Source organism: Pseudomonas sp. KCJK9016, assembly GCF_046231795.1.
In the GTDB taxonomy this organism is placed as follows: Bacteria; Pseudomonadota; Gammaproteobacteria; order Pseudomonadales; family Pseudomonadaceae; genus Aquipseudomonas; species Aquipseudomonas bananamidigenes.
Window position 1 is genome coordinate 88,423 of record NZ_JBJJMM010000016.1, and the last position, 25,540, is coordinate 113,962.

Consider the following 25,540-nt stretch of genomic DNA (forward strand, 5'->3'; position numbering starts at 1 on the left):
GGCAAAAAAAGGAAAAAAGGATCAGGCTTCGGTCAGGTACCAACGCCAGTCCTGCTCACCCACTTCGGCCATGAACTGCCGGTATTCCGCACGCTTCACTGCCAGATACACCCCGAGAAATTCCTGTCCCAGCGCATCCCGCGCCCAGGCCGAGCTTTCCAGCGCCGTGAGCGAGGTCAGCCAATCGGTCGGCAGTAATTCCTTCGCCTGCGCATAGCCGTTGCCTTGCACCGGTTCGCCCGGATCGATGTCTTCTTTTATCCCGCGATGAATGCCCGCCAGGATCGCCGCTGCCGCCAGATACGGGTTGGCATCGGCGCCACAGATGCGGTGTTCGATGTGCCGGGTGTTGGCCGGACCGCCCGGCACGCGCAGGCTGACGGTGCGGTTGTCGACCCCCCAGGTCGGCGCCAGTGGCGCATAGCTGTTGGCCTGGAAGCGACGGTAGGAGTTGGCGTTGGGGCAGAACAGCAGCAGCGAATCGAGCAACGAGGCGAGCATCCCGCCAATCGCGGTACGCAGCAGCGGTGTGCCCGCCGGGTCTTCGGAGGCAAACAGATTGCGCCCCTCGGCATCGGCGAGGCTGACATGCATGTGCATGCCGGTGCCTGCCAGATCATCGAAGGGCTTGGCCATGAACGTCGCCTGCATCCCGTGCTTGTGCGCTACGGCTTTGACCAGCCGTTTGTAGCGCACGGCCTGATCCATCGCCTCCAGCGCATCGCCGTGTTCGAGGGTGATTTCCACCTGGCCCGGCGCGTATTCCGAGATCGCGGTACGGGCCGGAATGCCGTGCAGTTTGCAGGCGCTGTAGAGGTCGGCGAGGAACGGTTCGATCTGTTCCAGCTCACGCAAACCGTAGACCTGTGTGTGCCTCGGTCGACCGCCGTCGGCATCCAGCGCCGGTTGCGGGCGGCCGTTGTGATCGCGTCTGGCGTCGAGCAGATAGAACTCCAGCTCACAGGCCATCACCGGGTGATAACCCTCGGCCTTGAGGGCGTCGATGACCTTGATCAGCAGGTGCCGCGGGTCGGCGATGCTCGCCGGCAGGCCTTGTTCCGGGTGCATGCTGACCTGCACCGCAGCGGTGGGAATCTGCCGCCACGGCAGGCGCACCAGACTGCCCTCCAGCGGGTAGGCGCGGCAGTCGATGTCGCCGACGTCCCACACCAGACCGGAGTTCTCCACGTCTTCGCCGTGCACGGTCAGACCGAGGATGGTGCTCGGCAGCGGGCGGCCGCTTTCGTAAACGGCGAGCAGTTCTTCACGGTGCAACAGCTTGCCGCGCGGCACGCCGTTGGCGTCGAGGATGAACAGCTCGATCATGTCGATGTCGGGGTTCTGTTCGAGAAAGCGACGGGCGTCTTCAATGGCTGCGAATTTCATGATCAATCACTCACGATGGCGCCGCACAGGCGCGCAGATTCGGGCCGGACGCAGTGCGGCAAAAGGTGCGGGCGTCCTGGCAGGGATATCGAAAAAGAATTTAGGCTTGTGGCGAGGGAGCTTGCTCCCGCTGGACTGCGCAGCAGTCATTTCTGCTCTGGGGACACTGCGTGTCCCGGCGGGAGCTTGCTCCCTCGCCACAGGATCAGCGGATATCCGGCGGGCGTGCGGAGTGACGCAGCTTGGAGCGGCTCAGGGCCATGGGGAGATTGACGATGCGATTCATGCGCGGCCCCTGTGAAGGAGGGCGCACAGTGCAGAGACGTTCAACGGTTCTGATTGTTGTAGTGACGTGCTCATGACGCGTGTTTCCGTTGGCGGAAAACGTCGGCGGCGGGTGTGTCCCGCCATGCCGGTGTGGCTGGATAGTAAGGGGGAAGTCCGGGATAAGTAAACGCCTGATTCTGATGTCAGGCTTTGCTGCAGCCGACAGTGCCGTGTCAGGCGTGCGCCAGACTCCAGCGAAACGCCGCATTCCGATCACTCTCCCGCGCCTCGACCCAATGCGAGCCCTCTGGCGTCGTCTCACGCTTCCAGAACGGCGCACGGGTCTTCAGTACATCCATGATGAAGGCACAGGCTTCGAATGCTGCATGCCGGTGTTTGCTGCTGACGCCGACGAATACGATCGGCTCGGCCACCGACAGCGTACCGACCCGATGCACGATCTCCACTGCCTGCAACGGCCAGCGTTCGCGAGCCTGATCGGCGATCTGCTCCAGAGCCTTTTCGGTCATGCCCGGATAGTGCTCCAGAAACAGCTCGGTCACCGACTGCCCGACGTTCAGATCCCGCACATAACCAATGAAATTTACCACCGCACCCACCCGTGGGTTGCGCGCATGCAGATCGGCAATCAGCTGACCGGCATCGAAACTTTTTCGCTGGACTCGAACGCCCATGACTCACCCCCCCGTGACCGGTGGGAAAAAAGCGATCTCGTCGAAATCCTCGATAGCCTGATCCGGCTGGCACAACTCCTGATTCACCGCACACATCAGGTTGCCGGCCCCCAGCACTTCACGCCACAGGTCGCCCCGGGCCATGAGCATCTGTCGCACATCCTCGACACAGGCGAGGGCGCTGCTGGCCGGAATCTTTTCACCGCCCAGATTGAGCCGGTCACGGTAGCTGGCAAAGTAGTTGATCAGAATCATTGCGGGTTCTCCCATTGAAAATGGCCTGAGCGGCCGCCCAGTTTGCTCAGCAGGCGGATGTCGCCGATGACCATCGCCCGGTCCACCGCTTTGCACATGTCATAGATCGTCAGCGCGGCGACGCTGGCGGCGGTCAAGGCTTCGAGTTCGACCCCGGTCTGGCCGGTGAGGCGGCAGGTGCTGGTGATCTGCACGCGGTCCGGTTCGCAGGCCTTGAGCTCGACGTGGATCGAACTGAGCAACAACGCGTGACACAACGGAATCAGTTCGTGAGTGCGCTTGGCCGCTTGAATCCCGGCGATCCGCGCCACGGCGAACACGTCGCCCTTGGGGTGGCCGTTGGACTGGATCATTTGCAGCGTTTGCGGACGCATTTGTACCCAGGCCTGAGCGGTGGCTTCGCGGCGAGTCGCGGCTTTGTCGCCGACATCGACCATGTTGGCGCGGCCCTGATCGTCGAGGTGGGTGAGGGTGTTGCTCATGCAATAGGCTCCTGGGTCGGGCTGTAGATTCGCGGGGCGTTGTGGTGCGGAACATGGATCAGGTTCAAGCGGTGCTTGAGAGCCCAGCGCACCGTCAGCGCAGTGGGGGCAGACAGACTGACGAGCGTGCCGAGGCGGGCGCGCACGGCTTTGTGAATCAGCTCGAGACTGCAACGGCTGGTGACCACGACGAAGCCCTGGCGCGCATCGAGCCCTGCGAACTGCAGGGCGCCGATCAGCTTGTCGAGGGCGTTGTGGCGGCCGATGTCTTCGCGGCACAGCAGCGCTTGGCCGTCGGCGTCAAAGTACAGCGCCGCGTGCAGGGCACCGCTGCTGCGGGCCAGTTGCTGGGCCTGTTCGATGCGTTGGCGAATGCCGTCAAAGTGCGCGGCGGGCGGCAACGGTGCCGGCGTCAGGATTTCCAGTGGCGGCAGCGCCTGCTCAAGGGCTTCCACACCGCAAAGGCCACATCCGCTGGTGCCCGCCATCTGCCGACGATGATCCTTCAGGGCCCAGAACGCCCGGCTGGAAATCTGCACCTCGGCCTGACAGGCCTGATCGAAATGGGTCAGGCGGATGTCATGGATATCGTCAAGGCTGCCGACGATGGCGTTGCTCAGGCTGAATCCGCGAATGAAGTCCTCGATGTTGCCCGGCGAGACCATCATCACGGCCTGGTTCAGGCCGTTGTAGCTGATGGCCAGTGCTATTTCTGCCGCGAGGGCCGCGTGGGACAGCGGCGCGTCGTCGAGGTATTCGCGGTAGGCCACCTGCGAAGGTTGTGGCGCGGGGGCGTTGGCATCGCCCGTTTCGATGGGTGGTTGAACCTGGCACAGCATCTTGAAAGTCCCCGAAGCGCTGAAGTGGGTTCAGGCTACGGGGCGGGGAAAAGTGCGTCCAATCGCTTGTTCCGATGCAGTGATTGGATTGGTCGATGACCGCAGGCGAACCTGAAGACGTTGCACCGAAGTGCAACGTTTCACGCTACTTGGAGAGGGTTAAACGGCAGGGGCTTCGATCCCGAACATCTTCCGCGCCTCGGCAAAACACTTCTCGGCAATCGCCGAGCGCGGTTCGGTCTTGCGCATCACCAGCCCCAGCGGCGCAAGTACGCTGGCGTCCGGCAGGTTGACGAAGGCCAGGTGCTCGATCGGTTCTTCAAGGCCGCTGTCCAGCGGCATGATCGAGCAGCAGAAACCCTGGTGAATTGCCTGCAGCAGCTGATAGGTCGAATCGCTTTCCATGATCGGCTGCGGGTTGAGTCCGCGACTGCGGAAACTCAGGTCGATGGATTTGCGGTAATGCATGCCGGTGGTAATCATCCCCAGCGGCAGTTCGGCGGCCTCTTCCCAGCTCATTTCCGGGCCCTCGAAATGGAAATGACGGGTGTCGTAGAGCAGGCCGACGCGGGTTTCGCCGATTTCGAAAAACTCGAAATAGTTCGGGTTGACGTGGTCCAGATAACACACGCCCAGGTCCAACTGATTGTTGCCCAGCCCCTCGATGATCTCGTCCGAACTCAGCGACGACAGGCTGTATTTCAGCTCGGGGAATATCCCCGACAAACCCTGAATGTAATTGACTGGATTGAAGTTGCTCAGCGGCACCAGCCCCAGACGCAGGCTGCCGACCAGTTGCCCGCGACAGGCAGCGGCTTCGGCAAATAACCCGTCATGGGCGGCAAGCAGCGTGCGGGCCCAGGCCAGTACGCGTTCGCCGGCCTGGGTGAAGCCTTCGAAGCGCTGGCCGCGATTGACCAGCACCAGATCCAGCTCGTCTTCCAGATTGCGCAGGCGCATCGACAGGGTCGGCTGGGTGATGTGGCAGCGCGCGGCGGCCTGGCCGAAGTGGCGGGTTTCGTCCAGCGCGATCAGGAACTTGAGTTGTTTGATGTCCACGATGGCACCTGCTCGAATGGGAAATTTGATTGAGTATTGACGCAGATGCGTACGGCGCACGAAAAGCGCAGGCGGCGACGATCCCACTGATCGGCGTTTTCGTCCAATCGGAAGCGTTGAAGAGGCTATCGAGGGATTCAATCATGGCCGGTTTCATTGGCTGGAACTGTGTTTTCGGTCCACTGAAAAAACGCCGATAGAGCGGGTCGATAAAGTGGTTGGTGAGAGTGATTAGACAGTCTCGACAAGTGGCACTTAGGCTCTGGCCCAATTGAATTGGCGAAGGCCGGAGAGTGCCATGAGTGTTAAAGCGGATGCCCTGTTTGTTCCCTTGAATATTGCCGTGCTGACGGTCAGCGATACCCGTGATTACGCCAGCGATACCTCCGGCCAGTTGCTGGTCAGCCGTCTGCTCGAAGCGGGTCACACCTTGAGTGAACGTAACCTGCTCAAGGACGACTTGTACAAGATCCGCGCCCAGGTCGCGCACTGGATCGCCGACGACAACATTCAAGTCGTGCTGATCACCGGCGGCACCGGTTTCACTGGCCGCGACAGCACCCCGGAAGCCGTGGCCTGTCTGCTGGACAAACAGATCGACGGCTTCGGCGAACTGTTCCGCGCCATTTCGATTCTCGACATCGGCACCTCCACCGTTCAAAGCCGCGCACTGGCGGGGCTGTCCAACGGCACGCTGGTGTGCTGCCTGCCGGGTTCCACCGGCGCGTGCCGCACGGCGTGGGAAGGCATCCTCGCCGAACAACTGGATAACCGTCACCGCCCGTGCAACTTTGTCCCGCACCTTAAACCGGTGCAAGCCTGCGGGCCACGGGGATGAGCAAGGCTGCATTGATGCCGGTCGAGGAAGCGCTCGACCAACTGTTGGCGATGGCCAATGAACGACGCCTGCCGGACAGCGAATCGGTGCCACTCAATGAGGCACGCGGACGAGTATTGGCCAGCGATCTGGTCGCCACTCTCGATCTGCCGCCGTGGCCGAACAGCGCCATGGACGGTTACGCCTTGAACCTGGCCGATCTGCATCGACAGCCGTTGAGGGTGTCGCAGCGGGTCTACGCCGGGCTGGCGCCGGACGCCTTGCTGCCCGGCACCTGCGCGCGGATCTTCACCGGCGCGCCGTTGCCGCTGGGGGCCAACTGCGTGGAAATGCAGGAAAACACCGAAGTGCTGGAGGACGGTCGCGTGCGTTTTCTGCAACCGCTGAAAGTAGGCCAGAACATCCGCGCCCAGGGCCAGGAGAACCGCGTCGGCGACACACTGCTGCGAGCCGGCAAACGCCTCGGTCCGTTCGAACTGGCAGTGGCCGCCGGGCAGGGCATGACTCATCTGCCGGTGGTGCGTCGTCCGCGGGTGGCGTTGCTGTCGACCGGTGACGAATTGGTGGAACCGGGCCAGCCGTTGCGTCCCGGCAGCATTTACAACAGTAACCGCACCTTGCTCGACCACTGGTTGCGCGAGCTGGGTTGCGAGGTGATCGACGCCGGTATCCTGCCGGATCGCCCGGCGCAAACCCGTCTCAAGCTTGAACAGTTGCAGGTGGCCGCCGATCTGATTCTGACCACCGGCGGCGTCTCTGCCGGTGACGCAGACTGCCTCGGCCAGGTACTGCGCGAGAACGGCAAACCGCTGCTGTGGAAGCTCGCAATCAAGCCCGGCAAACCGCTGACGGTGGGCCATTTCGGCACGGTGCCGGTGATCGGCCTGCCAGGCAATCCGACCTCGGCGCTGGTGACCTTCGGCCTGCTGGCGCGGCCGTACCTGCTGCGCATTCAAGGCGTGGAAGCGGTGCTGCCGTTGAGCTTCACCGTCAACGCCGGGTTCGACTGGCCGAAACCCGGCAGTCGTCGTGAATACCTGCGGGCGCGTCTGGAAGGCGGGCAGGCAGCGCTGTATCCGAACCAGAGTTCCGGCGTGCTGCTTGGCGCGACCTGGGCCGACGGGCTGGTGGAAATCCCGCAGAACAGCACGTTGCGAATGGGCGATCCACTGCGCTTCATTCCGTTCAGCGAGCTGTTCTGAATATCGTCAACGGCTCAGCCCCAGCCGTTCGTGCCATTGCGCGATTGACTCTTCAGGGTAGACCTCGAATTGCTGATCCTTCGCGCTCGCCTGGACTTCGACCCACGATGCTTTCGAGCCGAGCATCAGGTGGGTGTGTTCCGGGGGGACTGGCAACGGCGTGTCGATCGCCGAGGCGAACGGGTGGATCAGTTCCGGCCATTGCGGGCTGAACAGCCACAGACCGCTGCCGCACAACGAGCAGAAGTGCCGTTCGGCGGTGCTGCGGTGGGCGCGTGTATCGCCTTCGTCCTTCATTTTCGCGTGGTAGATCGTGATGTGTTTGCGCCCGCGCACCTTGAGGCTGGCCGCATCGCCGCCGAGGTTGATCGCATAGCCGCCACCGCCCTGGGTCTTGCGGCAGATCGAGCAGTAGCAGCGCTGATAAGGGTAGGGGTGGGCGCTGTCGAGAGTGAATGAAACCGCGCCGCAGTGGCAGGAGCCTTCGAGGTGCATGGTGGCCTCCGATGGGGCTTTGTCGATGCGCTTCAGCCTAGAAGAGATGTGTCTTCTGTGCCGCCGCCATCGCGGTCTACGGCTTGGCCACCCGCCACAAATACCAGGCCGCCACCGTGCGAAACGGACTCCAGGCCAAGCCGATCTCAACCATCTGCCTGCGCGTCGGCTGCACCTCCAGCCCCTTCAACCGCCGATACCCCTCGCGCACGCCAAAGTCATCCGCCGGCAGAATGTCCGGACGCTCCAGGCTGTAGATCAACAGCATCTCCACCGTCCAGCGCCCGACGCCGCGCAGGCTGACCAGACGCTCGATCAGCGCTTCATCCTCCATCGCCTGCGCAGTCGAGTAATCCGGCACCACGCCGTCCAGAGTGGCCCGGGCAATCCCCTGAATCGTCGCAATCTTGCTCGCTGAAAAGCCGCAACTGCGCAAGCGTTCGAAATCCGTCGCCAGAATCTGTTCGGGGCGCGGAAACGTCTGCCCGGGAAACAATCCCACCAACCGCCCGACAATCGCATCGCCTGCCCTGGCGTGCAGTTGCTGATAGGCAATCGCCCGTACCAGCGATTCATAAGGATCCCGCGCCGGATGCGGTTGATGCAGACATGGGCCGACCGCCGCGATGTGGCGCTGCCAGTCGGCGTCGAGGCTGGCGAGAAACTCGCTGGCCGGTTGATATGAATCAGGCATGTTTATGGTCGGTTTGTCAGAAAGCCAGCGGTTGCGTCAGTTGCACGGCGGCAGTTTCCAGCCTGAGCAAAAACGCCTTGCGCGGTTGCCCGCCACCATAGCCGGTCAGCGAACCGTCGGCACCGATCACCCGATGGCATGGCACCACGATCGCCAGTCGATTGTGCCCGTTGGCCAGCCCCACGGCGCGACTGGCGCCGGGTTTGCCCAGCCGTGCGGCGATGCTGCCATAGGTGCTGGTGTGGCCGTAGGGGATCTGCTGCAGTTCGGCCCAGACCTGGCGGGCAAACTCGCTGCCGGGCAGGTGCAGCGGCACGCTGAACTCGCTCAGCTTGCCCGCGAAGTACAGCGCCAGTTCGTTTTCGATCTGCTGCAAATGCGCGTTGTGCCCCGGTGCGACGACATAGCTGTAACGGCTTTGCAGTTCTTCGATTTCCCGGGTCAGCGCCGGGCGATCGAGAAACTCCAGCAACACCAGGCCGCGTCGTTCGGCCATGGCAATCATCGGCCCCAGCGGCGTGGTCAGGCGGGTGAACAGCAGCGGTTCGCTGGCCGCTGCGCGTCCCGGCGTGATGTGGAATGACTTCTGGAATGCATCGCGAAAACCGCTGAGGGATTCATACCCGGAGTCGAACGCCACATGGTCGATGGACGTGCCTTGCTTGATCCCGCCCAACGCCACGCCAAGCCGGCGGGTGCGCAGCCACGCATGGAACGTCATGCCGAAATGCTGTTTGAACCAGCGCCGCAGTTTCAGCGGTTCGATGCCTTCGGCGAGTAATTGCGCATCGCTCCAGCGCACCTCCGGATCGGCGTCCACGGCCTTGAGCAGCCGCTGAACCCAGTCCGGGGCGATGGCGGCAGCGTCCAGCGGCTTGCAGCGCAGGCAGGCGCGATAACCGGCGGACAGGCAGTCGTCGGCGTGGGCGAAGAACTCGACGTTTTCCGGTTTCGGCTTGCGTGCCGTGCAGGTCGGGCGGCAAAAGATCCCGGTGGTTTTCACCGCCGTGAAGAACACGCCTTCATAGGCAGTGTCGCTGGCGAGCATGGCGCGAACCATTTCGGCGTGAGGGGGCAGGACAGCAGTCTGTATGTTCATGGGCCGAGGATAAAACCAGTTATTCGATGGCTCCACCGAAAAATCGACAGTGAATTTTCCGGCCGCTGCACTACAGTGACCGGGTCGCTACAACTCGGGATATGCCTGTATGCCACCGTTCACGATTCACCACATCGATCACATCGTGCTGCGCGTTGCCGACCTGCAACGCAGCATTGATTTCTACGACCGGGTCTTCGGCGCCGAAGTGGTCAAGCACAACGAAAAACTGGGCCTGGTGCACCTGCGGGCCGGTACGTCGATGATCGACCTGGTCGATCTTGACGGGGAAATCGGTCGCAAGGGCGGCGCCGCTGCCGGCAGCGAGCGGCGCAATGTCGATCACTTCTGCCTGCGCATCGAGCCGTTCGATGAAGCGGCGCTGGTCAGCCACTTGCGATCCTGCGGCCTGGACGTGGAAAAGGCCGAGACCCGTTTCGGCGCCGAGGGCAACGGCCTCTCGCTGTATTGTTTCGACCCCGACGGCAATCAGGTCGAACTCAAAGGCCCGTCCGGAGCCTAGGCCCTTTTGGCCATCAGCAACACCGAAGCTGCCGCCGACAGCAGCCCCGCGCAGCAGCGATTGAAAATCCGCTTGCCGCGCGGCTCGGCGAACCAGCGACGCATGTGCAGGCCCATCCAGGCGTACGCGCTGATGGCGATCCATTCGAGCAGCAGGAACAGCACCCCCAGCAGAATGAACTGCGGGGTGATGGCGCGAGTCGGGTCGACGAATTGCGGCAGGAAGGCAGTGAAGATGAGGATTGCCTTGGGATTTCCTGCGGCCACCAAAAACTCCTGACGTGCCAAGGCCAGAAGTCCACTGGTAGGCGCGGTAACTGTGTCTTCTGCAGCAGGGTTGGCCCGCCACAGCTGCCACGCCAGATACAGCAGGTACCCCGCGCCGACAATCTTGATTCCGTAAAACAGCAATTCGGATGTCTGCAGTACCACCGCCAGCCCTGCCGCCGCGAGGGCGATCATTCCGGCGAACGCCAGCAACCTTCCGGTTCCCGCCAGGCAGGCGCGCCGATAGCCATAACGGGTAGCGTTGCTGACCGACAGCAGATTGTTCGGGCCGGGCGCCATGTTCAAGGCGAAACAGGCGGGCAGAAACAGCGAGAGGGTGGCGAGATCCATGGTGCGGGCTCCGGTGACGGGAGCGTCATTTTTATCATGGGATCATGCGGGCCGGACCGTACAGTCGTGCTGCAGAGTCACAGTACAGCGTCAGTGGGAGGGGAAATGACTTCGAACTTTCTCCCGTTGCGTCAACTCTCAACTTCTTGCAGGGAGGCGGAATCGGCTGAAAACCGAATCAATCGGTCAGAAAGCGTCATAGCCGTGTAAGCTTGTTTCCATTCCCCCATGGCCCCGACGGCCCACTGCACGAGCGACTACATGCAAGCAAAGGCCCGCGAGGTTCATGTACCACCGGTGTTGCAGGATCTGCGTGCCGGCACGGCCGAACTGCACATTGCACTGGAAAAGCGCCTTCCTTTCTTCTCCGACACCCTTGATCTGCGCGCTTTCGAGCGATTGATGCGCGCCTATTACGGCTTTTATCAACCTCTCGAAGCCGCGTTGCGGGATAGCGGTGCGCTCCCGGCCGATTTCGATCTGGATTCGCGCCTCAAAGCACCGACCCTGCAACGTGATCTGCAAGCGCTGGGCGCCAACGGTACGGACTTGTCCGACTGCCGGCAGTTGCCCGTCATCGACTCCACCGCCGCAGCGCTGGGCGTGTTGTACGTGCTGGAAGGCGCAACCCTCGGCGGGCAGATCCTGCGCCGGGAAATCGCCACACGCCTGAACCTTGGCGCAGACAACGGCGCAGCGTTCCTGGACATCTACGGTGCTGCCACCGGCCGACGCTGGCGCGACTTCATCGAATACCTGGGCTGCCGCCCGATGGATACCGACGAGCGTGAAGCCGTCGTGGCGGCTGCCCACACCACATTCAGCTGTTTCGAGCGCTGGCTCGAAAGCCAGGAGGTTCTGGTATGACCCCGCAAGACAAAGAAGCCTTTGAAGAGTTGCTGGCCAACTGTGCCGACGAGCCGATCCGTTTTCCCGGTGCGATCCAGCCTCACGGTCTGCTGTTGACCCTGAGCGAGCCGGACCTTTCGATCATCCAGATCAGCGCCAACGTCGAGACCTTGCTTGCGCGCCCGGCTCAGGAACTGATCGGCCAGCCACTGCAAAGCCTGATTGGCGATGCCCATGCCGAACAGGTTCGCGAGGCCTTGCAGCAGCCGACCCTGTCCGACGCGCCGCCGCTGCATTTTCGCCTCAACGGCACGGCGTTCGAAGGTTTGCTGCATCGCCATCAGGATGTGTTGATCCTGGAGCTGGAAATCCACGTCGAAAACTTCCAGCCGCGCAACGTCGCCGGCACCGAAACCCACCTGGGGCGGATGCTCGCGCGCCTGCAAAAGGCCCAGAGCCTGCAGGCGCTGTACGACATCAGCGTCAAGGAAATCCAGGCCATGACCGGTTACGACCGGGTGCTGATCTATCGCTTCGAAGAAGAGGGCCATGGCCAGGTCATCGCCGAAGCGTCCGATCCGTCGATGGAAGTGTTCAACGGCTTGTTCTTCCCGGCGTCCGATATCCCCGAGCAGGCCCGGGAGCTGTACCGCACCAACTGGTTGCGGATCATTCCGAACGCCGACTACCAGCCGGTTCCGCTGGTGCCCAAGCTGCGCCCGGACACCCAGACCCCGCTGGACCTGAGTTTCGCGACGCTGCGCAGCGTCTCGCCGATTCACTGTCAGTACATGAAGAACATGGGCGTGCTGTCGTCGATGAGCATTTCCCTGCTCAAGGGCGACAAGCTCTGGGGCCTGATCAGTTGCGGCAACCGTCAACCGCTGCACGTACCCCATGAACTGCGCACGGCGTGCCAGACCATCGGCCAGGTATTGTCGTTGCAGATCAGCGCGATGGAAGCGCTGGAAGTCAGCCGCCAGCGGGAAGAAAAGGTCGAAGCGCTGGCACTGCTCAATCAGGCAATGATCGACTCGCCGCAAAATGTCTTCGATGGCCTGGCCAACCGGCCACAGGTTCTGATGGCGCTGACCAATGCCGGCGGTATCGCGATCATCGAGGACAAGCAATTGCACCGTTACGGCAATTGCCCGGAACCGGAGGAGATTCGTGCCCTGCACAAGTGGTTGCAGGAACGTGGCGAGCCGGTGTTCGCCAGTCATCACCTGGCCAGCGTTTACCCGCCAGCCGCGCAGTATCAACAGGTCGCCAGCGGCGTGCTCGCCATGAGCCTGCCCAAACCGGTGGACAACGGCGTGCTGTGGTTCCGCCCCGAAGTCAAAGAGAACATCAACTGGAGTGGCGATCCGCGCAAGCCGCTGGATCTGGAGAACTCCGACGCCGGCCTGCGCCTGCGGCCGCGTACTTCGTTCGAGATCTGGAAGGTCGAGATGGCCGGGATTTCCACCAAGTGGAGCCACGGCGACCTGTTTGCCGCCAACGACCTGCGCCGCTCGGCGCTGGAAAATGATCTGGCCCGCCAGGTGCGCCGCGAGCAGGAAGCGGTGCGGGCCCGCGATGAGCTGGTGGCGGTGGTTTCCCATGACCTGCGCAACCCGATGACCGTCATTTCGATGCTGTGCGGCATGATGCAGAAGGCCTTCAGCTCCGACGGCCCGCACACCTCGCGACGCATTTCCACGGCCATCGACACCATGCAGCAAGCCGCCGGGCGCATGAACACGTTGCTGGAAGACTTGCTCGACACCTCGAAAATCGACGCCGGGCGCTACACAATCGCGCCACAGAAACTCGATGTCGCGCAGATGTTCGAGGAGGCGCAATCACTGCTGGCGCCGCTGGCGCTGGACAAGGACATCAGCATCTCGTTCGAGGCCGACCCCGATCTGAGCATCCATGCCGACCCCGAGCGGCTGTTTCAGGTGCTGTCGAATCTGGTCGGCAACGCGATCAAGTTCACGCCGCGCCTGGGCACGGTCGATGTGGTGGCCAAATCGGTCGGCGACGACATCGTCTTCACCGTGCGTGACAGCGGTGAAGGCATTCCCAAGGATCACCTGCCGCATGTGTTCGACCGCTACTGGACGGTGAAGGAAGGCAACCCGAACGGCACCGGGCTGGGCCTGTACATCACACAGGGTATCGTCGAAGCCCATGGCGGACGGATCGTGGCCGAGAGCGAGCCGGGGCAGGGCAGCGAGTTCCGCTTTACCGTGCCGCGTCTGGACTGAGCAGCGGATCGCGCCGGGTGGCTTGCAACATGGCCACCCATTCGGCGGCGAAGCGATGGCAGTCGCCGGGCCAGCGTGCGGTGAGCAGTTGACCGTCGCGCACCGCAAATCCGGCTTGGGGTTTCTGCGCGCAATCGCGTTTGGCGATCAGCGGCCCGCGTACAAAATCGGCCTTGCTGGCCAGTGCGGTTTTCACTTCTGCCTCGACCGTCTGTTTGTAGGTGCGGTAGTAGCGTCCCAGCCACGCAGCGGTCATCAGCCACGCCGGCAGTTCCATGGTTGCCGCGAGCAACGTCGTGACTTTGCGCCCGAACAACACCGAACGCCCGGTGTCCGGATCGAGGGTGCGGGCCAGCAACAGCACGCCGTGACACACCGCTGCCACGGGTTTTCCGGCCTTGAAAAATTGCAGGGCGATCTGCCGGGCCTGCGTGGACTCCAGCAATGTGCGCATCCCCTTGGCATGACCGCCAGGGATCAGCAAACCGTCAAACTGCTTCGTGTCGACATCGGCATACGCCAGCGGCTGCCTGAACGCCTCGGACTCGATCATTTGCGCGTAACTGTAAAGGTCGGCTTCACGCGTCATCAGCATCGAACTCAGCAAGCCGAAGCCGATATCCACCAATCGTGGATCGGCGTGGGCGGGCAAGCCCTGCGGTGTGGCAAAGCGCACTTCGATGCCCGCATTGCGCATCGCCTGCCAGGGCACGCTGCTTTCGGTGGGATCGTAATCGGCGGCTGGCAACAGCATCAGAATCATGGAGGCGACGTCCTGGTCGAGAGTGGTCACTGAGGTAGAGCGTAGTGGACCCGCGCGTGCGGGGGTAATTTCCTTCAATACCGCCGGTTGACTGCGGACTACCGTGGGCGCCTTGTTCCTCGATCTGAAGCAGGTGTGCGATGAGTCTGATTGTGTCGATGGCGGCGTTTGCCCTGGCCGCGTCCATAACCCCGGGGCCGGTGAATATCGTGGCGTTGAGTTCGGGGGCGCAGTTCGGCTTTCGTGCCAGTCAACGGCACGTGGCCGGGGCGACGCTGGGGTTCGTGTTGTTGCTGGTGCTGATGGGGCTGGGGCTTCACGAAGTGTTGAAACAGTGGCCGTCGCTGACCCGCGTGGTGCAACTGGCCGGGGTGGCGTTTCTGCTGTTCATGGCCTGGAAACTGGCCACCGATGATGGGCAGTTGAATACGGGGGAATCGGGCAGGGCGCCGTCGATGCTCTACGGTGCGGTCATGCAGTGGCTCAACCCCAAGGCCTGGCTGGCCTGCGTGGCGGGGATGGGCGCGTTTGTCGCCGATGGCGAGGCGCGGCTGGTGTGGCAGTTTGCGGCGGTGTATCTGGTGATCTGCTATTTGTCGGTGGGGTGCTGGGTGTATGCCGGGACGTTTTTGCGCGGCTATCTGGGCAACCCGGCGGGCATGCGGTTGTTCAATCGGGTGATGGCTTTGTTGCTGGCGGTAAGTGCGGGGTATTTGCTGTTGCCGTAAGCGCGGCGGGCCTTGGGTTTAAAGGTGTTTAAGGATGCTTCCGGCAAGCTACGACACCTTGCGCCATTGCCTACGCATCCGACAGAATCCGCCGGCTTGTGGGCCTTGAGGGCGGGTTTTATCGTTTCCGGGTCGCTGACGAATCAGCGACCGGACTTGACCGTCCGGCTCAATCAAGGCGCCAGCGTGCCGTTTCCGTTCAGCTCTTGTGGCTGTTCGTTTTATGGCGGTTGTGCGCGGGATACCTTCGGGTATGCCGGGTTCCTTGATTCCCGGTCGGTCAACCCGCGTACAGCTGCCACCTGTTTCGATTGACCGCGAACGGTTGCAGCTCCGCCTATCAAGGAGCTTCACCATGATCAAACCAACGCCAAACCCGCCTGAAACAGATTCAACCTCGCCCTACGAAACCCTCGATTCAAAGAAATTCCACGAAGCCGCCGAGCGCGCCCTCGATCACTACCTCAATCCGTTCCAACCCAGAAAACCGCTGCTCAAACCCGGCACCCGCTACCTCATCGCCCCCGGCATTGCGAATGAAGAACTGCTGGCCGACGCCTGCGAAACCCTGACCTCGGCCAAAACCATGGCCAGCGATTTCGCCGGGATGCTCGATGCGCCACAGCGGCATGTGCTGTCGGGCATCGGGCAACTGATCATGCTGGCGGAACTGGCGGTAAATCGGGTGCTGGATAACCAGGATGTGGCGGCAGAGCCCCGTGTCTGAGTGCTGAAACCGAAACGGCCCATTGCGGGCCGTTTTGTTGTTATCCCCGATACTGCCCCGGCGTAGCCGCCAGATGCTGCTTGAACGCCCGCTGAAAATGCGCCTGGTCAGCAAACCCGGCCTCCAGCGCCACATCCGCAATCAACTGCCCGTGACGTAAACATTCGCGAGCAAACTGAATGCGCTGGTTGACCAAGAACGCATGGGGCGTCATGCCGAAGTGTTGTTTGAAGGCGCGGATCAGGTAGGACGGCGACAGTTCGGCAGCCGCGCAGATGTCGTCGAGGCTGAGCGGTTCGGTGCGGTGCTGGCGAATGAAATCGGCGGCGCGTTCGAGTTTGAAGTTCGGTTCGCGAAGAGGCGATTCGATGGGGTTCAGGCGCAGTTGCAGGTCGCTGAAAAACTCCACCGCCGCGCTCTGTTTGCGCAGCACGTCTTGCTGCTCGTCGACCAATATCGCGTACAACGCATTCAAGTCGTCAAACAGGCGAACGTCATGCAAATGGGTATCGGAAAACCGTCGAAACTCAAGTTCCGCACTGAAGCCCAACTGATGCTGCAGATCGGTCAGCCACGGCGTTTCCACGTATAGCATCAGATAAGACCACGGCTGATCATCGATGGGGTTGCACGCGTGGACATCCCCCGGATTCATCAACACCACGGTGCCGGCCGCCACTTCGAATGAGGATTGCTCATGCACGTAGGTACTGCGCCCGGCGGTGATCGCACCGATGGAAAAGTGCGCGTGGGAATGTCGGGAATAACAGACCTCACGCCCATCGGCGATGGCCCGCGCTTCGATGAAGGGCAGGGCGTCGTCGCGCCAGAAGCGCGGGGCTTGTTCGGTATTTTTGGCGGCAGCGTGTTTCATCGTTATGGTTCTCGGCAGGCCAGTGCCCGAGTGTATTAGCTCTGGCCGGCGAAGGCTCGCTCGAGTTCGGCGATATCGAGTTTTTTCATCCCGAGCATGGCCTGCATCGCCCGTTGGGCCTTGGTCTGGTCGGCGTCGGTCATCATGTGCATGAAGGCCACCGGGACGATCTGCCAGGACACACCGAACTTGTCCTTGAGCCAGCCGCATTGCTGCGCTTCCACCGGCCCGCCGGCACTGAGGTTGCCCCAGAAATGGTCGACTTCTTCCTGGTTCTGGCAGTTGACCTGAAACGACACCGCCTCATTGAACTTGAACAGCGGCCCGCCATTGAGGCCGGTGAAGGTCTGGCCGTCGAGTTCGAAACTGACGGTCATCACCGAGCCTTCGGGGCGACCATGAAACTCCTGGCCGGCCTTGCCGTAGTGGGTAATGGCGGTGATTTTCGAGTGGTCGAAGATCGAGCAATAGAACTTCGCCGCCGTTTCGGCCTGATCGTCGAACCACAGGCACGGTGTGATTTTCTGGAAACGTTGCATGGCAGTCATCCTCGGCAGGTTGGACACGCTGGATTGACAGTCTAGTCGGCTTGGCAGCCGTGGGGTGGCGGTTGCCGTGTTCAGCTCAGGTCCGGGGCCGACAATGCGTCTTGTCGCTCGGCCACCAGCAACAAGGATTGCGGCGCAGGGCTTTGCGGATGTTGTGGTTCGCGCAGGCTGGTCAACTGAAACCCGGCCATGTCCAGCGCATTCAGCCAGCTGGACAAGGTGCGGAAATACCACGGCATCGGCTGCCACTGGCCCTTGAAGCCGTCGAAGGTTTCCTCCCGCCAGCCGTCCTGATAATCACCGGCGGCCACCGACCACGGATGCAGTGTCTGGATCACCAGCGCACCGCCCGGCACGAGCAGGGCGTTCATGGCAGCAAGCAGCGGAATGATGTCCTGATGCAGCAGGGAGAAATTGGCGCAGATCAGGTCGTAATCGCGGCCGATGTCGACTTTCGCTTCTGCCAGATCTTCATAGCTGGCGACGTACACGGGAGACGATCCCGCCGCTTGCGCTGCCTCGACCAGCGTGGCATCACCGTCCACGCCGACTGCTTCGATTCCCCGTTCTGCCAGTGCCCGCGACAGCCAGCCTTCGCCGCATCCCAGATCGAGTACGCGCTCCGGCTGGCGCCCCATCACCGCCAACAGAATCGCCTGATCGGTGACTTGTTGGCGGCTTTCGATGGCACCGCTGCGGATGGCTTGCGTCCATGCCTGAGCGTTGTAGCTCCAGCTCTGGAGGAGGGTGGATTCAGGCGAGGACATGGCGAACTCCGAGGATGCGGATGCAGGCAAGGATAGGTCAGGTGCAGTCCGCCAGACGAATCCGGTTGCGTCCGCTGCGCTTGGATTCGTAGAGCGCACTGTCGCCCTGTTCGATCAACGCCGCAAGGTTTGCCGGCGGCTGGTCGAAGACCTTGGCGCCAATGCTCAGGGTGACGGCCTGCGGGGTGCTGTAGGTTTCTGAGGTCAGGGCCTGAAACTGTTCGCGCAGTCCACTGCCCAGCAGCATGATCTGTTCGTGAGCGGCATCGCCCAGCAACATGACGAATTCGTCACCGCCCAGCCTCGCCGCCAGCGCGCCCTGAGGCAGTTGCGAGCGGATCATCTCGCTGAGCGAAATCAGCAGGCGGTCGCCGGCGGTGTGGCCATACAGATCGTTGATCAGTTTGAAGTTGTCGATGTCGATCAGCAGCAGGGCGCCGGGGCGGTCGCTGGAGACTTGATCGAGCAGGCGCGGTGCGCGGACTTCGAGGGCGCGGCGGTTGTACAGCGCGGTCAGCGGGTCCCGGGCGGCCAGTTCGGCGATCTGTTTTTCGCGACGGTAGCGCTCGGTGCCGGTCATCGACAGTGCAATCAGCATGATTGCCATGGCGCCTTCGACCAGGGAGATCTGAATGATCGTGCCGCGAAACGCCGTCAGATCGATCAGCGTCCCCGGTACCACTGCCGTGATTGCCTTGGCGAAATAGAACAGTCCGTGAAGCAACAGCACATAGCGAAGTTGCACGGCACCGATGCTCAGCGAACGGCCGTGAGGGCGCAGCAGCAGGCTGGCCCGCAGCATCAACACGGCCACCAGCAGCGAGTTGGCCATCAGCATGATCTTCGACCACGACGGATCATCCGGTAACAGCAGCAACGCCAGCCAGAGCAGGAACATCAAGTACCAGGCTCGCGATAACGAGCGCTGGGTAAACCGCGCAACACCCAGCAGGAACAACCAGTGAGCGACCACCAGCAAGCCGTTGGCGAACCAGATGCCGAGCAGCGGAAAACCGTTGGCGCGCAGCAGCGCCAGGCTCGAGCCGACGGTGATGGTGGCAAAACCGGCGCTCCAGAACAGCAGTGAGGATTCGCGGATGCTGCGCCATTCAACCGCCAGGTACAGGGCGGCTGCCGCTGCCAGGGCGACGGAAAGGGTGAGCATCGTAAGGGGGTCGAGCGCCATGAAGGAAAGGGTCTGTCTGAGTAGTGTTAATGGGCCACGATTGTAAGCGTTCCCCCGGAGGGCTGCTATTTTCACTCACCGGATATTCCATTTTCAGACGAGGTGTCCCATGGATCGATTGACCGGTGGCTGTCTGTGCGGCGAGGTGCGTATCGAGGCGTCAGGGCGACCCTGGCGGGTTGGCGTCTGTCATTGTCTTGATTGCCGCAAACATCATGGCGCGCTGTTTGCGTCGGCGGCGATCTTTGCGGCGGATGCGGTGAACATCACCGGCGAAACCCGAGAATATGCCGGACGGTTTTTCTGCCCGCGCTGTGGCTCGTCGGTGTTCGGCCGCAGTGGTGATGAAGTCGAGATCAGTCTGGGCGCGCTGGATGCGCCCGATCAATTGCAGCCGACCTATGAACTCTGGACGGTGCGTCGCGAGTCGTGGCTGCCAGCCTTTCCCGTGGCCAGACATTACCTGCGTGATCGTGAAGGTTCCGGGCGAACCGAAGAATAACCGGGGCCAGAGAGCGCCTGACCCCGGCCAACGGGATCAGCCGCGAATGAAGGCCAGCAGATCCGCGTTGATGGTGGGGGCCTCGGTGGTCGGCATCCCGTGGGGGAAGCCCGGGTAGATTTTCAGCGTGCTGTTTTTCAGCAATTTGGCCGACAGCACGCCGGCGTTTTCGTACGGCACGATCTGATCGTCGTCACCGTGCATCACCAGCACCGGAATCGAAATGCCTTTCAGGTCTTCGGTGAAATCGGTCTGCGAGAAGGCGACGATGCCGTCATAGTGCGCCTTGGCGCCGCCCATCATGCCCTGACGCCACCAGTTGAGCACGACGGGTTCCGAAGGCTTCGCTCCCGGCCGGTTGTAGCCATAGAACGGTCCGGCCGGCACATCGTGATAGAACTGCGCACGATTGGCTGCCAATTGGGCTTGAAGATCGTCGAACACCGACTTCGGCAGACCACCCGGATTGCTCTCGGTCTTCACCATCAGCGGCGGTACGGCGCTGATGATTGCGGCTTTGGAGACCCGATCCTCGCCATGCCGGGCAATGTAATGGATGACTTCACCGCCACCGGTGGAGTGGCCGACGTGCACGGCTTTCTGCGTCCCCAGATGATTGACCACCGCCGCCACGTCGTCGGCGTAATGATCCATGTCGTGGCCGTCCCACACCTGGCTCGAACGCCCGTGCCCCCGTCGGTCGTGGGCCACCACCCGGAAGCCCTGAGCGAGGAAGAACAGCATCTGCGCATCCCAGTCGTCCGCGCTCAGCGGCCAGCCGTGGTGGAAGTGAATCACCGGGGCATCTTTCGGGCCCCAGTCCTTGTAGAAGATTTCGACGCCGTCTTTCGTTGTGACATAGCCCATGTTTGCTACTCCTGAAAAATGTGAAAGGGCAGGTCTTGCGATGGCAACCGGAATCAACTGTAGGAGCAAAATCAGTCCTTTGATCGGTGAATTCCCGAACGGTGCTGCATGACCGGTGGTCGCGGCGGCTGGTCGTCGGATGAAAATGCGCTTAGCTGAAAGGGATAAGCCGAGGCGGGCACAGCATAGAAGGCTGTAGCCGCGCCCCTTCAGAACACCGAGAGTCTGAGGAAATCCCCGATGCTGACCTTGAATATCAATGGCAAGGATCAGGAGCTCGATGTCCCCGCGGACATGCCGTTGCTCTGGGTTCTGCGCGATGTCGCGCACCTGACCGGCACCAAGTTCGGTTGCGGCATGGCCCAGTGCGGGGCCTGCACCGTGCACGTCGATGGCGCTCCGCTGCGCTCGTGCATCACGCCGGCCACGGCCGTGGCCCATGGCCAGAAAATTCTCACCATCGAAGGTTTGTCCAGTGACGGTTCGCATCCGGTGCAGCAGGCCTGGGCCGAGCTGGATGTGGTGCAGTGCGGCTACTGCCAGTCCGGGCAGATCATGTCCGCCGCCGCGTTGCTGGCGAAAATCCCCAAACCCACCGACAGCGATATCGATCAGGCGCTCTCCGGCAACATCTGCCGCTGCGGCACGTATCCGAGAATCCGTGCAGCGGTCAAACGTGCCGCCGACATAGGCTGAGCGAGGGGAGGTGGGTGATGAACAGTCCTGTATCCCGTCGCGGATTTCTCAAGGGCAGCGCCGTGCTGGGCGGTGGTCTTGTCGTGGCCTTCATGGTGCCCGGCGGTAACCGGTTTGCCACGGCGGCGGAAAATGAAGGCAAGGCCTTTGCGCCGAATGCGTTTCTGCGAATTGCGCCGGACAATAGCGTCACCGTGCTGCTCGGGCATTCGGAAATGGGCCAGGGCATCTGGACCGGCCTGACCATGCTGATTGCCGAAGAACTGGACGCCGACTGGTCGAAGATCCGTGTCGAACACTCTCCGGCTTCGGCAGCCGATTACGGCATGCCCGCGTTTGGCGGGATGCAGATCACCGGCGGGTCGACCTCGACCTGGATGGAGTTCGACCGCTACCGACTCGCGGGCGCCACCGCACGGCAGATGTTGATCGAGGCAGCAGCCAAGCGTTTCAACGTGGCACCCTCGACGATCCGCACCGAATCCGGCGTGGTGATTGCCGGTGACAAACGCGCCACTTACGGCGAACTGGCGGACGCCGCCGGGCAACTGCCGGTACCGGACCCCAAGTCGATCACCTTCAAGGAAGCCAAGGACTGGAAGGTCATCGGCAAGCCCACCAAACGCCTCGACACCCCGGAGAAAATCACCGGCCGCGCTCAGTTCGGCATGGATGTGCAGTTCGACGGCTTGATGACGGCCATGGTCGCCCGGGCGCCGGTGTTCGGCGCCAGCGTCAAATCCTTCGAAGGGGCTCAGGCCCTGGCCATTCCCGGCGTGCGCAAAGTGGTGCAAGTGCCGACCGGGGTGGCGGTGATCGCCGATCATTACTGGGCGGCGAAACTGGGGCGAGATGCGCTGAAAGTCGATTGGGATCTTGGGCCGCACGCGGATCTGAGCAGCGAAAAACTGTTGGAGAGTTTCCGCAAGCTCGCCGCCACTCCGGGCATTTCCGCCAGTCAGGCCGGTGACGCCAAGGGCAGCTTCGGCAAAGCAGCAAAGAAAATCGATGTCGAGTACAGCGTGCCTTATCTGGCTCATGCACCGATGGAGCCGCTCAACTGCACGGTGAAAATCACTGCCGACAAATGCGAGATCTGGACCGGCACGCAGTTCCAGACGCTGGACCAGATGATCGCCGGCAAGATCACCGGACTGAAACCGGAGCAGGTAGAGATCCACACCGAATTCCTCGGCGGCGGCTTCGGGCGCCGGGCCAATCCGACTTCGGACTTCGTCGCCGAAGCGGTGCAAGTGGCGAAGGCTGCCGCGATGCCGGTGAAAACCGTGTGGTCGCGGGAGGATGACATTCGCGGCGGCTACTACCGCTCGATGTTCCTGCATCAGGCGCGAATTGGCCTCGGCGCCGACGGGATGCCGCTGGCGTGGCAGCACGTGCTGGTCGGGCAATCGATCATGGCCGGCACCATGCTGGAACAAACCATGGTCAAGAACGGCGTCGACCAGACTTCGGTCGAGGGCGTGGCCGACAGTCCGTACATCCAGGGGCTGGCCGACCATCAAGTCGATCTGCATTCGCCGGCCACCGGCATCAACGTGTTGTGGTTGCGTTCGGTGGGCCATAGCCACAGCGCGTTTGTCATGGAGTCGCTGATCGATGAGATGGCCACGGCGGCGGGCAAGGACCCGGTGGAATACCGGCGAACGTTGCTCAAGGACCATGCCCGGCACCTCGGCGTGTTGAATCTGGCGGTGGAGAAGGCCGACTGGAAAGCGTCGTTGCCGGATGGCCATGCGCTGGGCGTAGCGGTGCACGAGTCGTTCGGCAGTTACGTGGCGCAAGTGGCCGAAGTCTCCCAGGACAATCTGAAGATCCGTGTGCACCGGGTGGTGTGCGCGGTGGATTGCGGGATCGCGGTCAATCCGCAGAGCATCGCGGCGCAGATGGAGTCGTGCATCACTTTCGGTCTGGGCATGGCGCTGCACAGCAAACTGACGCTCAAGGATGGCCAGGTCGTGCAGTCCAACTATCACGACTATCAAGTGTTGCGGCTGAACGAGATGCCGGTGGTCGAGGTGCATATCGTGCCGAGCACCGACAAGCCCGGCGGCATTGGCGAGGCCGGTGTGCCGCCCACGGCGCCGGCGGTGGCCAACGCAGTGTTCGCCCTGACCGGGCAGCGTCTGCGGGAACTGCCGCTGCAACTGTCGGGGGTGTGAGATGAAACGTCATTTGCTGTTGGGCACGGTGATCCTGGTCGGGCTGGGCGGTTACGCGTCGGACCTGTTTGCCGACGATCAGGAGGCTTTAAAAGCCTTCGGCACGGTGCAGAAAGTCTTCCAGAGCCCGCGTTGCCAGAACTGCCACATTCCCGGGGATTCGCCGTTGCAGTTCGACGTCGGCACGCCTCACGGGATGAACGTGGTACGCGGCATGGACGGCAAGGGCGCCGCCGGTTTGCCTTGCGCCACCTGCCACGCGCAAAGCAATCCACCGGCCAGCTACGGCCCCCATGCACCGCCCGGCGCACCGCACTGGAGCCTGCCGCCAGCCGCCCACAAAATGGCCTGGATCGGCCTGCCGCCGGATCGCTTGTGCGCGATGATCAAGGACCGCAACAGCAATGGTGACCGGGATTTCGCTGCACTGATCAAACACGTCAGCGAGGACAAACTGGTGCTCTGGGGCTGGAACCCCGGCGCAGGGCGACAACCGGTGCCGGTGCCCCATGATATCTTCGTGACCCAGTTCAAGCTTTGGGCGGATGCGGGCGGGCCATGCCCGGTTGCGGGGGGGTGAGGGTTTGAGTCGCCGTGGAATCGGGCTACGCTGAAGGTCTCTGACAACAAGGGAAACTGTGATGCTGGTCCCAGGCAAACCCGTTAATGAAGCAGCACGCATACAGGCGTTGCACGGATTGAATCTTCTCGACACCGCTCCCGAAGAGCGCTTCGATCGCCTGACCCGTCTGGCGCGGCGCCTGTTCAATGTGCCGATCGCTCTGGTCACGCTGGTGGACAAGGAGCGGCAATGGTTCAAGTCCTGCGTGGGGCTGGACACCACCGAAACGCCGCGCTCGGTGTCATTCTGCGGCCACGCGATTCTCAAGGATGAACTTATGCTGGTGCCTGACGCCCGAGAGGACGAGCGTTTTTACGACAACCCGCTGGTGACGGGGGGGCCGAAGATCCGTTTCTATGCCGGTTACCCACTGACCGTGCCCAATGGCAACAAGATGGGCACCTTGTGCCTGATCGACACCAAACCCCGGGATCTTGACGATGAAGAACGCGCCTTGTTGCGCGATCTGGCCGGCATGGCCGAGCAGGAGCTGATGGCCGTGCAGATGGCGAGCATGGACGAACTGACGCTGCTGTCCAACCGTCGCGGCTTCAAGATGCTGGCCCAGCATGCGCTCGACGCCTGCGCACGTCTGGAAAAACCGGCGACGCTGCTGTTTTTCGATCTGAATGATTTCAAGCAGATCAACGATCTTTATGGGCATGCCGAAGGCGACAGTGCGCTCAAGACGTTCGCCGATGTGCTGCGCATCGCCTTTCGCGAGAGCGATGTGGTGGGGCGGCTGGGTGGCGATGAATTCGTGGCGCTGCTGACGGGCTCAAGTCACGTGGAAACTACCCGGATCATGGCGCGGCTCAAGGAAATTCTCGAAGAGCGCAATGCCACGTTGCACCGGGGCTACGCGATTCGCTTCAGTGTCGGACAGATCGAATACGACCCGCGACGGCATGCAACGGTGGACAATCTGCTGGCGGATGCAGATGCGGCGATGTATGAGCACAAGCAGGCTTTGAAGCGTTGTTAGTGCCGACCTCATCGCTGGCAAGCCAGCTCCCACAGGGAATGCATTTCAAACTGTGGGAGCTGGCTTGCCAGCGATGGCGCCCGGATGAACGCCGCAAAGTCACTTGGCAAACAACTGCCCGATATCCTTGAACGCCTTGAACTCCAGCGCATTGCCGCACGGATCAAACAGAAACATCGTCGCCTGCTCGCCCACCAACCCCTGAAACCGAATTCCCGGCTCGATCACAAACCGAGTGCCCAGTGACTTCAGGCGCTCGGCGAGGGCATGCCATTCCTCCATCCCCAGCACCACGCCAAAATGCGGCACCGGGACGTCATGCCCGTCCACGGCGTTGGTATGCGCCGCCTCCTGCGACGCGTTCTTCGGCACCAGGTGAATCACCAGTTGATGACCGAAGAAATTGAAGTCGACCCAATGATCGCTGGAACGGCCTTCCTCCAGACCGAACACTTCACGGTAAAAATGCCGGGCGGCGGCGAGGTCGTACACCGGAATTGCCAAGTGGAAAGGGCAGAGTGACATAGGGTGCGGTCTCTGTTG

General features: G+C 62.2%; 29 protein-coding genes. 12 read left to right on the forward strand and 17 right to left on the reverse strand.

From position 1 onward, the window contains the following. Nucleotides 1-21 precede the first annotated feature (21 nt). The 6 genes from ACK6BI_RS17210 to ACK6BI_RS17235 form a co-directional block, all read right to left on the reverse strand. Nucleotides 22-1,386 (reverse strand): glutamine synthetase family protein, encoded by a 1,365-nt coding sequence (locus ACK6BI_RS17210; protein WP_409317987.1) that lies wholly within the window; start codon nucleotides 1,384-1,386, stop codon nucleotides 22-24. Nucleotides 1,387-1,886: 500 nt separating this feature from the next. Beyond that, nucleotides 1,887-2,348, reverse strand: coding sequence for a molybdopterin synthase catalytic subunit MoaE (moaE, locus tag ACK6BI_RS17215; protein ID WP_409317988.1), 462 nt, complete (start codon nucleotides 2,346-2,348; stop codon nucleotides 1,887-1,889). Between the two features lie 3 nt (nucleotides 2,349-2,351). Then, nucleotides 2,352-2,603 carry a MoaD/ThiS family protein gene (locus ACK6BI_RS17220; RefSeq protein ID WP_408987595.1) on the reverse strand — a complete coding sequence of 84 codons (252 nt, stop codon included), beginning with the start codon at nucleotides 2,601-2,603 and terminating at the stop codon, nucleotides 2,352-2,354. Further along, nucleotides 2,600-3,085: a cyclic pyranopterin monophosphate synthase MoaC gene (gene moaC, locus ACK6BI_RS17225; protein ID WP_409317989.1), complete on the reverse strand. Its 486-nt coding sequence runs from the start codon at nucleotides 3,083-3,085 to the stop codon at nucleotides 2,600-2,602. Before moaC ends, ACK6BI_RS17220 begins: the two co-directional genes overlap by 4 nt. Continuing rightward, the gene (gene fdhD, locus ACK6BI_RS17230; RefSeq protein WP_409317990.1) at nucleotides 3,082-3,924 is read right to left on the reverse strand and encodes a formate dehydrogenase accessory sulfurtransferase FdhD; all 843 of its coding nucleotides are present in this window, start codon (nucleotides 3,922-3,924) and stop codon (nucleotides 3,082-3,084) included. Before fdhD ends, moaC begins: the two co-directional genes overlap by 4 nt. 159 nt (nucleotides 3,925-4,083) lie before the next feature. Then, nucleotides 4,084-4,983: a LysR family transcriptional regulator gene (locus tag ACK6BI_RS17235; RefSeq protein WP_409317991.1), complete on the reverse strand. Its 900-nt coding sequence runs from the start codon at nucleotides 4,981-4,983 to the stop codon at nucleotides 4,084-4,086. Nucleotides 4,984-5,281: 298 nt separating this feature from the next. Between ACK6BI_RS17235 and moaB the strand changes: the two genes are divergently transcribed. Next, the gene (moaB, locus tag ACK6BI_RS17240; protein WP_065260324.1) at nucleotides 5,282-5,821 is read left to right on the forward strand and encodes a molybdenum cofactor biosynthesis protein B; all 540 of its coding nucleotides are present in this window, start codon (nucleotides 5,282-5,284) and stop codon (nucleotides 5,819-5,821) included. Next, nucleotides 5,818-7,023, forward strand: a complete 1,206-nt coding sequence (glp, locus tag ACK6BI_RS17245; RefSeq protein WP_409317992.1) for a gephyrin-like molybdotransferase Glp — start codon at nucleotides 5,818-5,820, stop codon at nucleotides 7,021-7,023. Before moaB ends, glp begins: the two co-directional genes overlap by 4 nt. A gap of 6 nt (nucleotides 7,024-7,029) precedes the next feature. On the opposite strand, the gene ACK6BI_RS17250 is transcribed toward glp, so the two are convergent. The 3 genes from ACK6BI_RS17250 to ACK6BI_RS17260 form a co-directional block, all read right to left on the reverse strand. Next, nucleotides 7,030-7,518, reverse strand: coding sequence for a GFA family protein (locus ACK6BI_RS17250; RefSeq protein WP_409317993.1), 489 nt, complete (start codon nucleotides 7,516-7,518; stop codon nucleotides 7,030-7,032). Nucleotides 7,519-7,594: 76 nt separating this feature from the next. Beyond that, nucleotides 7,595-8,212: a DNA-3-methyladenine glycosylase family protein gene (locus tag ACK6BI_RS17255; RefSeq protein WP_409317994.1), complete on the reverse strand. Its 618-nt coding sequence runs from the start codon at nucleotides 8,210-8,212 to the stop codon at nucleotides 7,595-7,597. A gap of 16 nt (nucleotides 8,213-8,228) precedes the next feature. After that, nucleotides 8,229-9,311, reverse strand: coding sequence for a bifunctional transcriptional activator/DNA repair enzyme AdaA (locus ACK6BI_RS17260; RefSeq protein WP_409317995.1), 1,083 nt, complete (start codon nucleotides 9,309-9,311; stop codon nucleotides 8,229-8,231). Nucleotides 9,312-9,420: 109 nt separating this feature from the next. Between ACK6BI_RS17260 and ACK6BI_RS17265 the strand changes: the two genes are divergently transcribed. Then, nucleotides 9,421-9,834, forward strand: coding sequence for a VOC family protein (locus ACK6BI_RS17265; protein ID WP_409317996.1), 414 nt, complete (start codon nucleotides 9,421-9,423; stop codon nucleotides 9,832-9,834). Here ACK6BI_RS17265 and ACK6BI_RS17270 read toward each other — a convergent pair. After that, nucleotides 9,831-10,451, reverse strand: coding sequence for a LysE family translocator (locus ACK6BI_RS17270; protein WP_409317997.1), 621 nt, complete (start codon nucleotides 10,449-10,451; stop codon nucleotides 9,831-9,833). The genes ACK6BI_RS17265 and ACK6BI_RS17270 overlap by 4 nt on opposite strands. Before the next feature lie 261 nt (nucleotides 10,452-10,712). On the opposite strand from ACK6BI_RS17270, the gene ACK6BI_RS17275 reads away from it, so the two are divergent. Together ACK6BI_RS17275 and ACK6BI_RS17280 are read left to right on the forward strand one after the other, a co-directional pair. Beyond that, on the forward strand, nucleotides 10,713-11,318 hold the full coding sequence (locus tag ACK6BI_RS17275; RefSeq protein ID WP_409317998.1) for a biliverdin-producing heme oxygenase: 606 nt from the start codon (nucleotides 10,713-10,715) through the stop codon (nucleotides 11,316-11,318). Continuing rightward, on the forward strand, nucleotides 11,315-13,552 hold the full coding sequence (locus ACK6BI_RS17280; RefSeq protein ID WP_409317999.1) for an ATP-binding protein: 2,238 nt from the start codon (nucleotides 11,315-11,317) through the stop codon (nucleotides 13,550-13,552). Before ACK6BI_RS17275 ends, ACK6BI_RS17280 begins: the two co-directional genes overlap by 4 nt. Here the strand turns inward: ACK6BI_RS17280 and ACK6BI_RS17285 are convergent. Then, on the reverse strand, nucleotides 13,530-14,315 hold the full coding sequence (locus ACK6BI_RS17285; protein WP_409318000.1) for a type 1 glutamine amidotransferase domain-containing protein: 786 nt from the start codon (nucleotides 14,313-14,315) through the stop codon (nucleotides 13,530-13,532). The genes ACK6BI_RS17280 and ACK6BI_RS17285 overlap by 23 nt on opposite strands. Before the next feature lie 140 nt (nucleotides 14,316-14,455). Between ACK6BI_RS17285 and ACK6BI_RS17290 the strand changes: the two genes are divergently transcribed. Together ACK6BI_RS17290 and ACK6BI_RS17295 are read left to right on the forward strand one after the other, a co-directional pair. Next, entirely contained in the window at nucleotides 14,456-15,043 is a 588-nt protein-coding gene (locus ACK6BI_RS17290; RefSeq protein ID WP_260523116.1) for a LysE family translocator, read from the forward strand. 355 nt (nucleotides 15,044-15,398) lie between these two features. Further along, nucleotides 15,399-15,770, forward strand: a complete 372-nt coding sequence (locus tag ACK6BI_RS17295) for a DUF6124 family protein (protein WP_409318001.1) — start codon at nucleotides 15,399-15,401, stop codon at nucleotides 15,768-15,770. 40 nt (nucleotides 15,771-15,810) lie between these two features. Here the strand turns inward: ACK6BI_RS17295 and ACK6BI_RS17300 are convergent, their stop codons facing one another. From ACK6BI_RS17300 to ACK6BI_RS17315, 4 genes are all read right to left on the reverse strand, one after another. Next, nucleotides 15,811-16,644, reverse strand: coding sequence for an AraC family transcriptional regulator (locus ACK6BI_RS17300; protein ID WP_409318002.1), 834 nt, complete (start codon nucleotides 16,642-16,644; stop codon nucleotides 15,811-15,813). Nucleotides 16,645-16,679: 35 nt separating this feature from the next. Continuing rightward, nucleotides 16,680-17,183 carry a VOC family protein gene (locus ACK6BI_RS17305; protein ID WP_409318003.1) on the reverse strand — a complete coding sequence of 168 codons (504 nt, stop codon included), beginning with the start codon at nucleotides 17,181-17,183 and terminating at the stop codon, nucleotides 16,680-16,682. An 80-nt stretch (nucleotides 17,184-17,263) separates the two neighbouring features. Then, nucleotides 17,264-17,959, reverse strand: coding sequence for a class I SAM-dependent methyltransferase (locus ACK6BI_RS17310; RefSeq protein WP_409318004.1), 696 nt, complete (start codon nucleotides 17,957-17,959; stop codon nucleotides 17,264-17,266). A gap of 37 nt (nucleotides 17,960-17,996) precedes the next feature. Continuing rightward, nucleotides 17,997-19,145, reverse strand: a complete 1,149-nt coding sequence (locus ACK6BI_RS17315) for a GGDEF domain-containing protein (RefSeq protein ID WP_409318005.1) — start codon at nucleotides 19,143-19,145, stop codon at nucleotides 17,997-17,999. Nucleotides 19,146-19,254: 109 nt separating this feature from the next. On the opposite strand from ACK6BI_RS17315, the gene ACK6BI_RS17320 reads away from it, so the two are divergent. Next, complete coding sequence (locus tag ACK6BI_RS17320; protein WP_409318006.1) at nucleotides 19,255-19,647, forward strand: GFA family protein; 393 nt, start codon at nucleotides 19,255-19,257, stop codon at nucleotides 19,645-19,647. Nucleotides 19,648-19,683: 36 nt separating this feature from the next. On the opposite strand, the gene ACK6BI_RS17325 is transcribed toward ACK6BI_RS17320, so the two are convergent. Continuing rightward, nucleotides 19,684-20,514: an alpha/beta fold hydrolase gene (locus ACK6BI_RS17325; RefSeq protein ID WP_065260303.1), complete on the reverse strand. Its 831-nt coding sequence runs from the start codon at nucleotides 20,512-20,514 to the stop codon at nucleotides 19,684-19,686. A 240-nt stretch (nucleotides 20,515-20,754) separates the two neighbouring features. On the opposite strand from ACK6BI_RS17325, the gene ACK6BI_RS17330 reads away from it, so the two are divergent. From ACK6BI_RS17330 to ACK6BI_RS17345, 4 genes are all read left to right on the forward strand, one after another. Beyond that, complete coding sequence (locus ACK6BI_RS17330) at nucleotides 20,755-21,210, forward strand: (2Fe-2S)-binding protein (RefSeq protein ID WP_007956954.1); 456 nt, start codon at nucleotides 20,755-20,757, stop codon at nucleotides 21,208-21,210. A 17-nt stretch (nucleotides 21,211-21,227) separates the two neighbouring features. After that, complete coding sequence (locus tag ACK6BI_RS17335; protein ID WP_409318007.1) at nucleotides 21,228-23,390, forward strand: molybdopterin cofactor-binding domain-containing protein; 2,163 nt, start codon at nucleotides 21,228-21,230, stop codon at nucleotides 23,388-23,390. A 1-nt stretch (nucleotide 23,391) separates the two neighbouring features. Then, on the forward strand, nucleotides 23,392-23,970 hold the full coding sequence (locus tag ACK6BI_RS17340; protein ID WP_409318008.1) for a hypothetical protein: 579 nt from the start codon (nucleotides 23,392-23,394) through the stop codon (nucleotides 23,968-23,970). Nucleotides 23,971-24,031: 61 nt separating this feature from the next. Beyond that, the gene (locus ACK6BI_RS17345) at nucleotides 24,032-24,997 is read left to right on the forward strand and encodes a sensor domain-containing diguanylate cyclase (RefSeq protein ID WP_409318009.1); all 966 of its coding nucleotides are present in this window, start codon (nucleotides 24,032-24,034) and stop codon (nucleotides 24,995-24,997) included. Nucleotides 24,998-25,096: 99 nt separating this feature from the next. Here ACK6BI_RS17345 and ACK6BI_RS17350 read toward each other — a convergent pair whose 3' ends face one another. Continuing rightward, nucleotides 25,097-25,522 carry a VOC family protein gene (locus ACK6BI_RS17350; protein WP_409318010.1) on the reverse strand — a complete coding sequence of 142 codons (426 nt, stop codon included), beginning with the start codon at nucleotides 25,520-25,522 and terminating at the stop codon, nucleotides 25,097-25,099. Between the last annotated feature and the right edge of the window lie 18 nt (nucleotides 25,523-25,540).

Bases quoted from the DNA above. Each gene is read 5' to 3' on its own strand.
- ACK6BI_RS17210 (WP_409317987.1), bottom strand. From the start codon at position 1,386: ATGAAATTCGCAGCCATTGAAGACGCCCGTCGCTTTCTCGAACAGAAC.
- moaE (WP_409317988.1), bottom strand. From the start codon at position 2,348: ATGGGCGTTCGAGTCCAGCGAAAAAGTTTCGATGCCGGTCAGCTGATT.
- ACK6BI_RS17220 (WP_408987595.1), bottom strand. From the start codon at position 2,603: ATGATTCTGATCAACTACTTTGCCAGCTACCGTGACCGGCTCAATCTG.
- moaC (WP_409317989.1), bottom strand. From the start codon at position 3,085: ATGAGCAACACCCTCACCCACCTCGACGATCAGGGCCGCGCCAACATG.
- fdhD (WP_409317990.1), bottom strand. From the start codon at position 3,924: ATGCTGTGCCAGGTTCAACCACCCATCGAAACGGGCGATGCCAACGCC.
- moaB (WP_065260324.1), top strand. From the start codon at position 5,282: ATGAGTGTTAAAGCGGATGCCCTGTTTGTTCCCTTGAATATTGCCGTG.
- glp (WP_409317992.1), top strand. From the start codon at position 5,818: ATGAGCAAGGCTGCATTGATGCCGGTCGAGGAAGCGCTCGACCAACTG.
- ACK6BI_RS17250 (WP_409317993.1), bottom strand. From the start codon at position 7,518: ATGCACCTCGAAGGCTCCTGCCACTGCGGCGCGGTTTCATTCACTCTC.
- ACK6BI_RS17255 (WP_409317994.1), bottom strand. From the start codon at position 8,212: ATGCCTGATTCATATCAACCGGCCAGCGAGTTTCTCGCCAGCCTCGAC.
- ACK6BI_RS17260 (WP_409317995.1), bottom strand. From the start codon at position 9,311: ATGAACATACAGACTGCTGTCCTGCCCCCTCACGCCGAAATGGTTCGC.
- ACK6BI_RS17265 (WP_409317996.1), top strand. From the start codon at position 9,421: ATGCCACCGTTCACGATTCACCACATCGATCACATCGTGCTGCGCGTT.
- ACK6BI_RS17270 (WP_409317997.1), bottom strand. From the start codon at position 10,451: ATGGATCTCGCCACCCTCTCGCTGTTTCTGCCCGCCTGTTTCGCCTTG.
- ACK6BI_RS17275 (WP_409317998.1), top strand. From the start codon at position 10,713: ATGCAAGCAAAGGCCCGCGAGGTTCATGTACCACCGGTGTTGCAGGAT.
- ACK6BI_RS17280 (WP_409317999.1), top strand. From the start codon at position 11,315: ATGACCCCGCAAGACAAAGAAGCCTTTGAAGAGTTGCTGGCCAACTGT.
- ACK6BI_RS17285 (WP_409318000.1), bottom strand. From the start codon at position 14,315: ATGATTCTGATGCTGTTGCCAGCCGCCGATTACGATCCCACCGAAAGC.
- ACK6BI_RS17290 (WP_260523116.1), top strand. From the start codon at position 14,456: ATGAGTCTGATTGTGTCGATGGCGGCGTTTGCCCTGGCCGCGTCCATA.
- ACK6BI_RS17295 (WP_409318001.1), top strand. From the start codon at position 15,399: ATGATCAAACCAACGCCAAACCCGCCTGAAACAGATTCAACCTCGCCC.
- ACK6BI_RS17300 (WP_409318002.1), bottom strand. From the start codon at position 16,644: ATGAAACACGCTGCCGCCAAAAATACCGAACAAGCCCCGCGCTTCTGG.
- ACK6BI_RS17305 (WP_409318003.1), bottom strand. From the start codon at position 17,183: ATGCAACGTTTCCAGAAAATCACACCGTGCCTGTGGTTCGACGATCAG.
- ACK6BI_RS17310 (WP_409318004.1), bottom strand. From the start codon at position 17,959: ATGTCCTCGCCTGAATCCACCCTCCTCCAGAGCTGGAGCTACAACGCT.
- ACK6BI_RS17315 (WP_409318005.1), bottom strand. From the start codon at position 19,145: ATGGCGCTCGACCCCCTTACGATGCTCACCCTTTCCGTCGCCCTGGCA.
- ACK6BI_RS17320 (WP_409318006.1), top strand. From the start codon at position 19,255: ATGGATCGATTGACCGGTGGCTGTCTGTGCGGCGAGGTGCGTATCGAG.
- ACK6BI_RS17325 (WP_065260303.1), bottom strand. From the start codon at position 20,514: ATGGGCTATGTCACAACGAAAGACGGCGTCGAAATCTTCTACAAGGAC.
- ACK6BI_RS17330 (WP_007956954.1), top strand. From the start codon at position 20,755: ATGCTGACCTTGAATATCAATGGCAAGGATCAGGAGCTCGATGTCCCC.
- ACK6BI_RS17335 (WP_409318007.1), top strand. From the start codon at position 21,228: ATGAACAGTCCTGTATCCCGTCGCGGATTTCTCAAGGGCAGCGCCGTG.
- ACK6BI_RS17340 (WP_409318008.1), top strand. From the start codon at position 23,392: ATGAAACGTCATTTGCTGTTGGGCACGGTGATCCTGGTCGGGCTGGGC.
- ACK6BI_RS17345 (WP_409318009.1), top strand. From the start codon at position 24,032: ATGCTGGTCCCAGGCAAACCCGTTAATGAAGCAGCACGCATACAGGCG.
- ACK6BI_RS17350 (WP_409318010.1), bottom strand. From the start codon at position 25,522: ATGTCACTCTGCCCTTTCCACTTGGCAATTCCGGTGTACGACCTCGCC.